Raw genomic sequence first — 12924 nt, 5'->3', positions numbered from 1 at the left:
CGCTATTCCGCGGCGCTGCGGCCCTGGGCTGCAAAACGCGCCAGAAAGGCGCGTAACGACGCCGGCTTGATCGGCTTGTGTTGCACGGCAATGCCCGCGGCCTCGGCCGAAACGCGAACTTCAGACGTACGGTCCGCCGTGACCAGCAGCCCGGGGATGTCACTGTTCCAGTGCCGGCGCAAGGCGATGATCGCCTCGGTGCCAAGACCATCATCGAGATGGTAGTCCGCCAGGATGACTTCGGGTCGCACAGCCGCTTGCATCGCCATATCGAGCGACGACGCGGTCGTCACGACGCACCCCCAGCCTGACAGCAGCAGTTGCATGCCTTCGAGGATCTTCTCCTCGTTGTCGATGCAGAGAACCCTCATTCCGTCGAGGCGGTCGGGCGCCGGTCGCACGCTGTGTGGTTGCGCCGGGCGGCGCGCCGTGCCTGCTGCCGCGAGCGGTACACGCACGCGAATTTCCGTGCCCTTGCCGGGCGTCGAGGCAATTGTGACATCCAGCTTGAGCACAGCCGCAATACGATCGACGATCGACAGTCCGAGACCGAGACCATCGGCCGTCCGCACACCCTCGTCGAGCCGGGCGAATTCCTTGAAAACGGTCGTGAACTTCGAAGAGGGTATCCCGATCCCGGTGTCGAGAACCTGCACCACCGCGTCGGTGCCCCGGCGTCGTACGCCGATCACCACGCGGCCCTGCCGGGTATATTTGATCGCATTCGACACGAGGTTCTGGATCAGCCGGCGCAGCAGATTGGGGTCCGTGTACACGTGCAAGCCGGTCGGCATGGCGGTGAACCGCAGGTTTTTCTCCTTGGCCACCGGCGCGAAGTCGGTCTTCACACGCGCCAGAACGTCCTGTAGCGGAAAGCTGCTGATCTGCGGCTTCATCACACCGTCAAGGCGCGAAATGTCGAGCACCGCCCCCAAAATTGTCTCCACCGATTCAAGGGAAGAGTCGATGTTGGCGACCAGCTCGCGGTCCCCGGTCTCGCCGAGCCGTTCAACGAGGGTCGACGAATACAGCCGCGCCGCGTTGAGGGGCTGCAGGATGTCATGGCCTGCGGCAGCAAGAAATCGCGTCTTTCCGAGATTGGCGTCTTCGGCGGCCTGCTGTGCCTTCTCCAGCGCGACATTCACCCGGGTAAGTTCCGCCGTGCGCTCCTCGACGCGCTGCTCCAGCGTTTCGTTTACTTGTTTCAGGGCCGCATCGGCTGCCACCCTTTCGGTGATATCGGAATAGCTCGTCACGAAGCCGGAACCCGGCATCGGGTTTGAGCGAATTTCGACAATCCGCTTTCCGTCATCGAAGCCTTTTTGGTCTGCCCCCGCGTTCCCCCCGCGCGTGCCAGGTCTCGTGGTGATGGTGAAGGGGCGATCCATGGTCAGGAAGCTTTGCAGCGTCTCTGTTTGCATGCCTTTGGGGATGTCGCCGCGCTCGCTGAGGATGCGCAGGATGCTCTCAAGCGGCGTGCCGACCTGGCCCACACTCTCCGGCAGATTGAACATTTCCCGGAAGCGTCGGTTCCAGATGATCAGCTGGTTGGAGCTATCGAACACCGTGATACCGGTGTCGAGCTGGCCAAGCGCGGTCTGCAGCAGGTCGCGATTGTATTGCAGTGCGTTCGAGGCTTCGTTGAGCAGGCGCGCAGCCTCGCCAGGCAGTTCGTCGGCGCGCTGAAACAGCAAGGTCAGCACCAGCCGTGCCGATGATGAGCCGACCGCGCTGCCCAGAAGCTGCTCGGAAAACCGCAACAGTCCCATATCGGCCGGGTCGTCGTCCCTGACCGGCTGGCCGAGGGTCTGCTCGTAGGTCAGGAACGACCGGTCGGTGCGCTCGGCGCCGAGATAGCGACTGATCGTCTGTTTCAGATCGCCGACTGTGACTTTTGATTTCCAGCCATTGCCGGAAACTTTCGGGCGCCGGCTTTCGGGAATGAACACCGCGGCCTGCACGCGTTCGACCGAGCGCGGCCGCCGCATCAGGGAGCCAAGCACGTAAAACAGGCAGTTGACGATCAGGCTCAGCGCCACGGCATTGAATAGCGGGTCGTTGCTGCCGCCAAGCTGCTCGATACCCGGAACGATGAAGCTGAGAATGGCAGCGGCGATCGGAGAATTATCCGGACCGCCAAGACTGGGCAGCAACAGCATGTATGCCCAGACAAGAATACCGCTGACCAGACCGGCAATGGCGCCGCGCGCCGTGGCGTGGCGCCAGAACAATCCGCCGAAGAAGGCGGGGGCCAGCTGGGCGATGGCGGCGAAAGACAGCAATCCGATCGAGGCCAGCCCGGCATTGATGTCGGTGGCCCTGTAATAGGCAAAGCCGAGAAAAAGAATTCCGCCGATCGCCGTTCTGCGGATCCATAAGATGGTGCGCGAAAAGTCCTCTTCCGGCAGCCGGCCCGGCAACCGTCTGTCGCGGTTGCGCAGCACCAGCGGCACGACCAGATCATTTGACACCATGATCGCCACCGCCACCGAAGCCACGATGACCATTGCGGTGGCCGCCGAGAACCCGCCAATGAACGCGATCAGCGCCACCACCGGCATGTCGTTGGCGAGCGGCAGCGACAACACGAAAAGATCGGACTGCTCGCTGCTACCGAACTGGATCAGCCCGGCGATGGCGACCGGCAGAACGAACAGGTTGATCGCCACCAGATAAAGAGGCAGCAGCCAGCGCGCCAGCTTCAGTTCGGAGGGTGTCCGATTCTCCACCACTGTGACGTGAAACTGCCGCGGCAGCAGGATGATTGCCGCCGCCGACAGCAGGATGAGCAGCAGCCACCGGGCCGGGCTCGTCTCATAGTTCAGAACCGCCCTGACTTCCTCCCGGGCCGCTGCGGCACGCATCAGGTCCCCCGGACCCGAATACAAAAGAAAAACCACCGTCAGCCCGATAACCGTGAAGGCAACCAGCTTGACCAGCGATTCCATCGCCACGGCAAGGATCAGTCCATCCTGATGTTCGGTTGCATCGGTGTGGCGCGTTCCGAAGATCATCGCGAAGATCGCCAGCGCGATGGTCACGAACAGCGAGATATCGGCGAAGACGAAGGTATCGGTCAGCACGTGGAACTGATCGATGTCGATCATCGCCGACACCGAGCCGGATACGGCTTTCAGTTGCAGAGCGATGTAGGGCACCGAGCCGATCAACGCGATCAATGCCACGATTGCTGCGACGGCGGGATTCTTGCCGTATCGCGCCGCCATGAAATCGGCGATCGAAGTGATCCGCTCGGATTTGGCGAGCATCACGATCCGTCGGATCAGTGGCATGCCGACGGTGAACATCAACACCGGGCCGACATAGATCGCGATAAACTCAAGGCCGCGATTGGCTGCAAGGCCGACGCCGCCATAATAGGTCCACGACGTGCAGTAGATGGCCAGGCTGAGTGCATAGATGATGGGCCGGCCTCGGTTTTGTCGCAGACGCCGGGACGCTCGCCGGTCACCAAAGGCGGCGATGACAAACAAGAGCGCCATGTACAAAAGGGCCGATGAGAAGATCAGCCAGCCTGGCAGCATGAAATGTCCTCCCCGGTCCCACACCAGCCGCGGCGCCCGCTGTGCCGAGACGGCCCGCCCGTGAATGGAAGGATATCCTCGCCCGGCGGTGACACAAGTCCTCCCTTCGCCGCATGCAGAATCAACAAATTCCAAACACGTAATTAGTTGTGTTACGAAAGCACCCAGCCGGTTCAGGGGGGCGCGGTGAACCTGGCTGATGAAACAACGCGCCGGTGGAGCACTGCATGATTGAGGAATTCAAGGCATTCATTGCCAAGGGCAATGTGATGGACCTGGCGGTTGGTGTCATAATTGGAGGCGCGTTCAGCCTGATCGTCAACTCCCTGACAGATGACATCATCATGCCGGTGGTCGGCGCCATCTTCGGTGGGTTCGACTTTTCCGACTATTTTCTGCCATTGGCTGGCGGCGTGACCGCCGACACGCTGGAAGCGGCGCGCGAGCAGGGTGCGGTGCTCGCCTATGGCAGCTTCATCACGGTCATTCTCAACTTCCTGATCCTTGCCTGGATCATTTTTCTGATGGTCAAGATGGTCAACCGGATCCGCGCCGAGGAAGAAGCCAAGCCGGAACCGGCCCCCGCCCCGCCGCCGGCTGATGTCAAATTGCTGACGGAAATACGCGATCTGCTGGCCGGCGGATCCGCCCCCGGCACGGGCTCCCGCACCGGTCCCGGCACCAGCGCCTGATCGCCACGCATCACAAAAATGCATCAATCGATCTAAGGGGACGGCTGGACAGGCCGTCCCGATCCGGCGATCAAGGTGAGGATTGAGCGCCCTCGGGAGACTACGCATGTGCGCAACGGCACCGGGCAAATCCGCGCCTGCTGATTCATGGCCATCTGCCGGTGCGGGGTCCGGCGTCTCGCAACTGAGTGCGCGTGCGCGCGCCGCGCCGGAAAGCGGTATTGTCGAGGTCATCAATCATGGCTGGCAACGCCCCGGCCTGATCCCGCTTTGGGCCGGAGAGGGCGACCGTTCGACCCCGAAATTCATCTGCGAGGCTGCTGCCGACGCGTTGGCGGCCGGAGAAACCTTTTACACGCTGCAACGCGGCATCGTGACCTTGCGCCAGGGACTGTCGGACTACTACCGGCGCCAGTTTGCCGTCGAACGCCCGATTGGGGATTTCACGGTGACGGGATCGGGGATGCACGCAATCAAGCTGGCAGCCGAGGCGGTCACGGCACCCGGCGACGAACTGGTCTATCTGACCCCGGCATGGCCCAACCTGCCGGCAGCAACCGCCGTGTCCGGAGCCGTGCCGGTGCCGTTCCCGTTGATCGAAAATGATGGCGGGTGGCAGCTTGACCTCAATCGTTTGGAACAGGCGCTCACGCCGAAGACCCGCGCCCTGTTCGTCAATTCACCGTCCAATCCGACCGGCTGGGTCGCGACCATCGATGAACTTGCCGCTGTCCTCGATCTGTGTCGCCGCAAGAATGTGTGGATCATCGCAGACGAGATCTATTCCCGCTTCTTCTATGGCAGCGAACGCCGTGCGCCGTCCTTTCTCGATGTCGCTGCGCCAAGCGACCGCGTGATCTATGTCAATTCCTTTTCCAAGAACTGGGCCATGACCGGGTGGCGGGTCGGCTGGCTGGTGGCTCCGGAGGATCTCGGTCAGGTCTTTGAAAATCTGGTGCAATACTCAAACTCCGGTGTGCCGCAATTCTTGCAGAAGGGGGCCATCGCGGCGATCAATGACGGAGATGCGTTTGTCGACCAGCAGGTGGCACAGGCCGAAGAAGCGCGGTCGGTTTTCACCGAGATTCTGCGCGCCTCCGAGCGGGTGAGACTGCGCCCGCCGGACGGCGCGTTTTATGCCTTCTTCAAGATTGACGGCATCACCGATACCCGCAGCGCCGCCCTTGATATCGTCGATCGTGCGAATGTCGGACTTGCTGCCGGCACCGCCTTCGGACCCGGCGGCGAGCAGTATCTGCGCGCCTGTTTTCTCCGGCGCACCGATGAGGTGGAGGAGGCGGCACGCCGCATCGCCGCCTATGCTGCGGCCCTCTGATTGCCTCCCGTTCGCCGGCGCCGCCAGGCAGACTAAGTACAGGCATCATCTTTGAAGCCCAGCCGCGCTGAGCGCGGCCACCAGTTCGGCCACCCGCGCTGCGTTGCCCGTGGCCGGGTGGCCCTCTGGATCCAGGCAATTGTTCTCGAAGCCGATCCGCATCTTGCCGCCGTTGCGTGCCGCTTCCAGCAGACAGGCGATTTCCTGGCTGCCGAACGCACATGCTGCCCAGTCGGCGTCGAGGCCAATTTTTTTCAGCTCGGCTAGAAAGGGCTGCAGATCACCGGGCTGACCGCCGCGCGCGCCGTACCGCCCGAGCACGAAAAGAAGCTGCGGCTTCGGGTCTGGCAAGTCGAGCTCTGAGAAAAGGCGCAGATCGGCAAGGTCGTAGAGAATGTGCTGAACGGCAATTCCCGCCTCCAGGCACCAGTGATAAAGATCGAGTGCGGCGCTTCGCGCGCCGTCAGACAGCATCTCGCGCACCGAGATCGACACGTTCGCCGGGCGAAGATGGCGTACCAGTTGCCGCTGCGCTGGGGCTTCGTAGCGCCCGGCTGCCTCCGTGGTGACCTGCACGGCCATGCCGGGGACGGCCTGTGCCAGCTCGGCCAGGACTTCCCGGTAGAGCCCGGCATCGAGGACATGGCGGCCCGCCGCATCGCGCACATGCACATGCATCCCGCCGGCGCCGGCCGTGTGGCAGTCGCGTGCGCACGCAACGATCTCGCCGATCGTCATCGGTATCGCCGGATGATCGCGCTTGGACAGCCGGGCGCCGTTCGGCGCGACCATGATGGCGGGCAGGGGGGCTGGCGTCATGCGCGTCTCTCTGGCACCACGTCGTTGAGCGCCATGGCCAGCTTGTCGACCAGCTCGTCAATCTCGCTCTCGCTGATGATGAAGGGCGGCGCGAGCAAGACGTGATCGCCTCTCTGCCCGTCGATGGTTCCGGCCATCGGGTAGCAGATCAGACCGCGTGCGAAAGCGGCCTTCTTGATCCGTCCTGCGATCTTGTCAGCGCTGTCAAAGGGCGCCTTGCTGTCGCGATCGGCAACCAGTTCGAGCGCCATGAACAAGCCACGTCCGCGAATGTCGCCGACATGCGGATGCTGGCCAAATTGCGCCAACAGGCGTTCAGCCAGCACCTCACCCATCGCCGCCGACCGCTTGACCAGGCCGCCATCGGTGAGCTTCGTGACGACCGCCAGGGCTGCCGCTGCAGCCACCGGATGTCCCATATAGGTGTGACCGTGCTGAAAAGCCCCCGAACCCTCGGCGATCGCCTGATAGATCCGCCCCTGGCACATCATCGCGCCGATCGGCTGGTAGCCGGCCCCGAGCCCCTTGGCGATCACCGTGATGTCGGGTGAAATGCCCTCCTGCTCCGACGCGAACAGCGTTCCGGTGCGCCCCATTCCGCACATCACCTCATCGAGGATCAACAGCACACCGTAGCGATCGCAGATCTCGCGGATGCGGCGGAAATAGCCGGGCACTGCCGGAAGGGCGCCGGCTGTCGCGCCGACCACCGGCTCGGCGATGAACGCCATTACCTGTTCGTTCCCGAGCCGCAGGATTTCGCTTTCCAGTTCATCGGCGACGCGCTGGCCGTAGGCCTCGGTATCCTCGTCAGGACGCTGATCGCGATAGGCGTAGCAAGGTGCGATGTGGCTGCTCGGCATCAACAGCGGATCGAATGGTTGCCGGCGCCACATATTGCCGCCGGAGGCAAGCGCTCCAAGCGTGTTGCCATGGTAACTTTGCCGCCGCGCGATGACCCGATGCCGCGTCGGTTGACCAACCTCGATGAAATACTGGCGCGCCAGTTTCAGGGCGGCTTCGATGGCTTCTGACCCTCCCGAGACCAGCCATACGCGATCCAGACCGGGCGGGGTATGTGCCACCAGTTTGTCGGCCAGGGCCTCTGCGGCAGCACTGGTGAAGAAACCTGTGTGCGCAAAGGCCACTGCCTTCATCTGCGCCGTCATCGCCGCCAGGACGTCTGGGTCGCTGTGTCCAAGGCACGACACGGCAGCGCCGCCCGAACCGTCGAGATAACGCTTGCCGCTTTTGTCGAAAAGATACACCCCGTCGCCGCGCGCGACTTCAGGCAGATCGCCTGCACAGGCTCTTGCAAAAATGTGGGACACCGCCGGTTCCTTCCGTTGCAGCATTCGAAACATATGTTTCATGTGTTGACAAGCTTTGAAACGGATGAAACAGTTGCCACCCTGCGTTTTCGCGTAATTCTGGTGGCATGATGTCGGCCTTCGAAGCCCGCTTGACCGAACACTACCGAGACCTGAGCGAGCGCCTGCGGGCAGCCGCCGATTATATTGCCGGCAACAAGATCGCGGTCGCCACCCGCAGCCTTCGGTCGCTGGCCGGTGAGAGCAAGCTGCCTCCGGCCACGTTCAGCCGCCTGTCGCAAGCCCTTCAATACGATAGTTTCGAACAGTTGCGCGAAGAGATGCGGCATGCGCTTGAGGAGCGCATCAACAGCTTTTCCGATCGCGCCCGTCGATTGCAGACCGGTCAGGCCGCTGGCGGCCGCGAGCTTCTCGACGCCCATGCCATCGCCTGTCTCGACAATCTTCAGCAGATGACGGCCGCCATTGATCGCACACAGCTCACTGCCGCGGTTGCGAAGCTTCATGCGGCGCGCAGCATACTGGTCTCCGGCAACCTGGGGTCGCAGGGCATCGCGGAATATATGGTCTACCAGATGAACTTTGTCGGTGGAAATTGGGCCATGGCCGGGCATGGCGGCGCCTCGATTGCCGCCTCGCTGGTCGACATGGATCATCGTGATGTTCTGTTGCTGATCACCAAGGCGCCTTATGCGCGCCGATCGGTCGCCGCGGCTGAGCTTGCCAGCCGCCAGGGCATCCATGTCATCGTCATCTGCGATGCACCGGAATCACCGGCCCTGCGCTTCGCCGATACGGCGTTCCGGGTCCCGACCGAATCTCCAAACTTCTTTTCATCCTATGCGGCGACGCTGGTGCTGGTCGAGGTGCTGGTCGGCATGCTCGTTGCACTGGCTGGGCCGCGCGGCAGCGAACGCATTGCCGCCGTCGAGGAGAAGAACCGCCGTCTCCAGGAGGTCTGGGACGGCTGAACCACCACGTCAGAGTACAGGGAGAATGATAATGCTCGACAAAGTGAAACTGGCAATCGCCGGAACGGCCCTTTGCGCCATGGCCGGCACTGCGGCCGTGGCCGAGGAGTTCATCACCATCGGCACCGGTGGCGTGACCGGCGTCTACTATCCGACCGGTGGCGCCATCTGTCGGCTGGTCAACAAGAACCGCAAGGAAACCGGCGTGCGCTGCTCGGTCGAATCGACCGGCGGTTCGGTCTACAACCTCAACACCATTCGCGCCGGCGAACTGGAGTTCGGTGTCGCCCAGTCCGACTGGCAGTATCACGCTTATAACGGCACATCGAAATTCGAATCCGACGGCAAGTTCGAAAATCTGCGCGCCGTTTTTTCCATCCACCCGGAACCGTTCACCGTTGTTGCCCGGGCCGACAGCGGCATCAAGTCGTTTGACGACCTGAAGGGCAAGCGCGTCAATCTCGGCAACCCCGGTTCCGGCGCACGCGGCACATTCGAGGTGGTGCTGGAAGAAAAAGGCTGGTCGACCGATGATTTCGCTCTTGCCGCCGAACTGAAGCCGGCTGAGCAGTCCGCCGCACTGTGCGACAATCAGGTTGACGCCATCGTCTTCACTGTCGGCCACCCCTCGGGCACCATCCAGGAAGCCACGACCGCTTGCGAATCGGTTCTGGTGGAAGTCAGCGGCGAAGAGATCGATGCGCTGATCGCCGACAACCCCTTCTACCGCAAGGCGACGGTCCCGGGCGGCATGTATCGCGGCACGGATGAAGACACCGCAACATTCGGTGTGGGCGCCACGCTTGTTTCCTCCACCGATGTCTCGGAAGATGCCGTTTATGCTGTCGTCTCAGCGGTCTTCGAGAACTTCGACGATTTCAAGAAGCTGCATCCGGCCTTTGCCAACCTCAAGCCCGAGGAAATGATCAAGGACGGCCTCTCCGCCCCGCTTCATCCGGGTGCCGAGAAGTACTACAAGGAAAAGGGCTGGATGTAATCCGGACCTGAACAAGGACGAAGCGGTTCGCCGCTTCGTCTCCATGCGGGGGGAAATGACCGGCGCATCAAGCGTCGGCACGGAACGGCACAGCCGTCGGGGATCAGCACATGGCAGACAATTCAAAGCAAAGCGGCACACCCTTGAGCGAAGCGGAACTGCAGGAGCTAGTCAGTTCCACGGATGCCGGCGCGCGCAATCCGACAGGGACCGTCGCGGTCTTTCTGGCCGTCGTGGCGCTGATCTGGTCTCTGTTTCAGGTGCTGCTGGCCTCGCCGGTCTCCAACATCGTGCTGCCGGGCGATATCATCAACAATTCCCGCCAGTTCCACCTCGCCTTCGCCGTCTTCCTGGCCTTCATGGCCTATCCGGCGCTCAAGTCGAGTCCGCGCGCCTATATCCCGATCCAGGACTGGGTGATGGGCATCGTCGCGGCATTCATCGCTCTGTACGGCTATTTCTTCTATGACAAGATCGTCGATTCCGGAGGTCTTGCCGATGACACCGACAAATGGGTGGCGCTTGTCGGGCTGATCCTTCTGTTCGAAGCGGCACGCCGCGCCCTCGGCCCGGCCATGGCGATCATCGCCACCATCTTTCTGCTCTACGTCTTTTTCGGCGCTTCGCCCTGGGTGCCCGAGGTCATTCGCTGGAAGGGGGCTTCGCTGCAAAAGGCGATGAGCCACATGTGGATCACCTCGGAAGGTGTCTTCGGTATCGCCCTTGGCGTGTCGACCAAGTTCGTCTTCCTGTTCGTCCTATTCGGTGCCCTGCTCGACAAGGCCGGCGCCGGCAATTATTTCATCAAGATGGCCTTTGGCGCGCTCGGCCACATGAAGGGCGGGCCGGCCAAGGCCGCCGTTGTAGGTTCCGCCGCCACCGGTCTGATCTCCGGGTCCTCGATCGCCAATGTGGTGACCACCGGCACCTTTACCATTCCCTTGATGAAGCGCGTCGGCTTCAGCGCCGAGAAGGCCGGATCGGTCGAGGTCGCCTCGTCGGTCAATGGCCAGATCATGCCGCCGGTGATGGGCGCGGCCGCCTTCCTGATGGTCGAATATGTCGGCATTTCCTATGTCGAGGTGATCACTCACGCCTTTATTCCTGCGGCGATCTCCTACATCGCGCTGGTCTATATCGTCCATCTTGAGGCGGTGAAGCAGAACATGCCGACGCTCGGCAACAAGGTGGCCAATGTCGGCAAGACCGTCGGCGGCATGGCGGCCTTCTTCATTCTCTTCGCGGCCATCTGCTACGCGGTGCAATACCCCGTGGCCTGGGTCACGGCCCTGGTGCCCGAGGGCGCCGGCTGGGTGCTCGCCCTGCTTGTCTTCCTCGCTTACATGGCTCTGGTCTGGCTCGCAGCGCAGGGACCCGATCTTGAGCCGGACGATCCGGAGGCCGAAGTTGTCGAACTGCCGGAAATCTCCGAAATCTACAAATCCGGGCTCTATTATCTGCTGCCGATTGTCGTCCTCGTCTACTTCCTGATGATCGAGCAGAAATCGCCGGGACTGTCGGCGTTCTGGGCCAGCGCCCTGATGTTCGTCATCCTGCTGACCCAGCGGCCGCTGAAAACCCTGTTCCGCGGTCAGAACGACTATGCCAACGCCTTCATGCGCGGCGGAACCGATCTGCTTGACGGACTGATCACCGGCGCCCGCAACATGATCGGCATCGGACTGGCAACCGCCGCCGCCGGCGTCATTGTCGGCACCGTAACGCTGACCGGCGTCGGCCAGGTGATGGCTGATCTGGTCGAGTTTCTCTCCGCCGGCAACCTGATCCTGATGCTGGTGATGGTCGGACTGCTCTCGCTCATCCTTGGCATGGGCCTGCCGACCACCGCCAACTACATCGTCGTGTCCTCGCTGATGGCCGGGGTGGTTGTCGAATTGGGCGCCCAGTCCGGTCTCATCGTGCCGCTGATCGCCGTTCATCTCTTCGTCTTCTATTTCGGCATCATGGCGGACGTCACGCCGCCGGTCGGCCTGGCAAGTTTCGCCGCAGCTGCGGTCTCGGGGGGCGATGCCATCCGCACCGGCTTCATCGCCTTCTTCTATTCGCTGCGTACCATCGTGCTGCCCTTCCTGTTCATCTTCAACACCGATCTTCTGCTGATCGATGTCGGCTGGGTGGAAGGCCTGACGGTCGCCGTGGTCGCCACCATCGCCATATTGATCTTCACCGCCGGCACCATGGGCTGGTTTCTTGCCCGCTCGCGCCTGTGGGAAAGCGTGGCACTGATCCTCGTCGCCTTCGCCCTGTTCCGGCCGGGGTTCTTCATGGATTACATCGAGCCGCCCTATCGTCAGGTGGCTCCGGCAGATCTGACGGCGGCGCTTGGCGAGGCAGCACCGGGCGAAGAGGTCCGGATCATCGTCACCGGTCCGGATTTCGACACCGGCGAGCCATCCGAAAAGACCCTTGTCCTGCCGGCAAGCGATGCCGAGGGCGGCGAAGCACGCCTTGAGGCGCTGGGACTTGCGACCATGGCCGACGGCGATGTCGTCACGCTTGACGAGCCGTTCCCCGGCACGCCGTATTTCGAAAAGATGAGTGATTTCGACTTCTACGGCGACGAGCCGGTGACCGTTGCCACGGTGCAGGTCACCAATCAGCAGCCGCCGAAGGAACTGATCTACATTCCGGCGTTGCTCCTGCTCGGGTTCATCGCCTGGCTGCAGCGGGGCCGGGCCCGCAAGGAGGATCCGGCGGATCCCGCGGATACGACCAGCAAAGGGGAGGCACTCGCATGATCAAGTCCATTCTCTGCGCCATAGATGTCAGCCAGGCCGAGGCGGGGTCGGAGGTACTGCGCGCCGCCTGGAAACTGGCCGAGGCCTACGATGCCGCGGTCGATGTGATGACCGTCGTCCCCGATTTCGGCATGAGCGTCGTCGGGCAGTTTTTCGACAAGGCACATCACGAGAAGGTCGTCGATCATGCCCGCAAGCTCTTGAAGAAGTCGGTTACCGCCACGCTTGGCGCCGGCGCCGACGAGAAGGTGCGCCATATCGTCGGCACCGGCAACGCTTATGAGCAGATTCTCAAGGTGGCCAGGGACGCCGGCACCGATCTCATCGTGATCGGTGCTCACAAGCCGGACTTCAAGGACTATCTGCTTGGCCCCAACGCCGCCCGCGTCGTGCGCCATTCCGACTGCTCGGTGTATGTGGTGCGGGCCTGACAGGCGCGGCGTTCGCCGGTACTGAATTTCGCGCCAGCTCCGC

General features: G+C 62.5%; 9 protein-coding genes. 6 read left to right on the top strand and 3 right to left on the bottom strand.

Annotation, left to right across the window (positions count from 1 at the left end; all coding sequences use genetic code 11):
- Positions 1-2: 2 nt before the first annotated feature.
- Positions 3-3545, bottom strand: a complete 3543-nt coding sequence (locus KY465_RS09145; protein ID WP_219201356.1) for a PAS domain-containing hybrid sensor histidine kinase/response regulator — start codon at positions 3543-3545, stop codon at positions 3-5.
- 227 nt (positions 3546-3772) lie between these two features.
- On the opposite strand from KY465_RS09145, the gene mscL reads away from it, so the two are divergent.
- Positions 3773-4237, top strand: coding sequence for a large conductance mechanosensitive channel protein MscL (gene mscL, locus KY465_RS09140; RefSeq protein WP_219201355.1), 465 nt, complete (start codon positions 3773-3775; stop codon positions 4235-4237).
- 106 nt (positions 4238-4343) lie between these two features.
- Positions 4344-5573, top strand: a complete 1230-nt coding sequence (locus KY465_RS09135; protein ID WP_219201354.1) for a pyridoxal phosphate-dependent aminotransferase — start codon at positions 4344-4346, stop codon at positions 5571-5573.
- A gap of 45 nt (positions 5574-5618) precedes the next feature.
- Here the strand turns inward: KY465_RS09135 and KY465_RS09130 are convergent, their stop codons facing one another.
- Entirely contained in the window at positions 5619-6392 is a 774-nt protein-coding gene (locus tag KY465_RS09130; RefSeq protein WP_219201353.1) for a beta-keto acid cleavage family enzyme, read from the bottom strand.
- Positions 6389-7723 (bottom strand): aspartate aminotransferase family protein, encoded by a 1335-nt coding sequence (locus tag KY465_RS09125; protein WP_346432615.1) that lies wholly within the window; start codon positions 7721-7723, stop codon positions 6389-6391. The genes KY465_RS09130 and KY465_RS09125 overlap by 4 nt, the downstream gene beginning before the upstream one ends.
- Positions 7724-7833: 110 nt before the next feature.
- Between KY465_RS09125 and KY465_RS09120 the strand changes: the two genes are divergently transcribed.
- The 4 genes from KY465_RS09120 (at position 7834) to KY465_RS09105 (ending at position 12881) form a co-directional block, all read left to right on the top strand.
- Positions 7834-8694: a MurR/RpiR family transcriptional regulator gene (locus tag KY465_RS09120; RefSeq protein WP_219201351.1), complete on the top strand. Its 861-nt coding sequence runs from the start codon at positions 7834-7836 to the stop codon at positions 8692-8694.
- Between the two features lie 25 nt (positions 8695-8719).
- Entirely contained in the window at positions 8720-9691 is a 972-nt protein-coding gene (locus tag KY465_RS09115; RefSeq protein WP_428982967.1) for a TAXI family TRAP transporter solute-binding subunit, read from the top strand.
- A 110-nt stretch (positions 9692-9801) separates the two neighbouring features.
- Positions 9802-12450: a TRAP transporter permease gene (locus KY465_RS09110; RefSeq protein ID WP_219201349.1), complete on the top strand. Its 2649-nt coding sequence runs from the start codon at positions 9802-9804 to the stop codon at positions 12448-12450.
- Positions 12447-12881, top strand: a complete 435-nt coding sequence (locus tag KY465_RS09105) for a universal stress protein (protein ID WP_219201348.1) — start codon at positions 12447-12449, stop codon at positions 12879-12881. The genes KY465_RS09110 and KY465_RS09105 overlap by 4 nt, the downstream gene beginning before the upstream one ends.
- The last annotated feature ends 43 nt before the right edge of the window (positions 12882-12924 follow it).

Origin of the sequence: Neohoeflea coraliihabitans (assembly GCF_019334345.1) — a bacterium.
GTDB lineage: Bacteria > Pseudomonadota > Alphaproteobacteria > Rhizobiales > Rhizobiaceae > Pseudohoeflea > Pseudohoeflea coraliihabitans.
This window is presented reverse-complemented; position numbering and strand designations above follow the sequence as displayed.

What these genes read in the sequence shown, in the direction of transcription:
- KY465_RS09105 (WP_219201348.1), top strand. Translation starts at nt 12,447, where the DNA reads ATGATCAAGTCCATTCTCTGCGCCATAGATGTCAGCCAGGCCGAGGCG.
- KY465_RS09135 (WP_219201354.1), top strand. Translation starts at nt 4,344, where the DNA reads ATGTGCGCAACGGCACCGGGCAAATCCGCGCCTGCTGATTCATGGCCA.
- KY465_RS09115 (WP_428982967.1), top strand. Translation starts at nt 8,720, where the DNA reads ATGATAATGCTCGACAAAGTGAAACTGGCAATCGCCGGAACGGCCCTT.
- KY465_RS09145 (WP_219201356.1), bottom strand. Translation starts at nt 3,545, where the DNA reads ATGCTGCCAGGCTGGCTGATCTTCTCATCGGCCCTTTTGTACATGGCG.
- KY465_RS09110 (WP_219201349.1), top strand. Translation starts at nt 9,802, where the DNA reads ATGGCAGACAATTCAAAGCAAAGCGGCACACCCTTGAGCGAAGCGGAA.
- mscL (WP_219201355.1), top strand. Translation starts at nt 3,773, where the DNA reads ATGATTGAGGAATTCAAGGCATTCATTGCCAAGGGCAATGTGATGGAC.
- KY465_RS09130 (WP_219201353.1), bottom strand. Translation starts at nt 6,392, where the DNA reads ATGACGCCAGCCCCCCTGCCCGCCATCATGGTCGCGCCGAACGGCGCC.
- KY465_RS09120 (WP_219201351.1), top strand. Translation starts at nt 7,834, where the DNA reads ATGTCGGCCTTCGAAGCCCGCTTGACCGAACACTACCGAGACCTGAGC.